A 445-nucleotide genomic window follows, 5' to 3' on the forward strand; every position below is an offset into this window, starting at 1 on the left:
GGTCGTAGTCCTCGTGCCAGGTGGCGGTCATGCCGTACGCGGCGGTGAGGACGGTCTGCAGGACGGTCTGGCGCTTGGGGAGCTTCTCCGCCATCGCGATGCCGGCCATGCCGATGCGGGGGCGGAGCTCGAAGACGTCGGTGCCGACGCCGCCGAGCTGCTCGCCCAGGATGCGGGCGGTGCCCTTGGTGGGGAAGAGGTAGCTGGAGGCGATGTTCAGAAGGGTGGTCTTGCCGGCGCCGTTGGGTCCGAGGATCACCCAGCGCTCGCCCTCCTTGACCGACCAGGAGACCTCGTCCACCAGAGCCCGTCCGTCGCGGACCTCGGATACGTCCACCAGCTCCAGTACATCGCTCATGAGCGCGTTGTCTCCCCTTGCGGTCGAGTCTTGTCGTCGCCTTGCGCCGATGGGCGCGGCGTCCAGGGGAAAACCTACGTTATCGAT

The 445-nt window shown here is 67.4% G+C and carries 1 protein-coding gene; it reads right to left on the reverse strand.

All coding sequences use genetic code 11. The features are described 5' to 3' along the window. Positions 1-358: ATP-binding cassette domain-containing protein (locus tag ACOV8S_RS31325; protein WP_448321868.1), on the reverse strand; the 358-nt coding region annotated here is incomplete at its 3' end. Positions 359-445: the final 87 nt, after the last annotated feature.

It is taken from the genome of Streptomyces sp. CO7 (genome assembly GCF_053474865.1).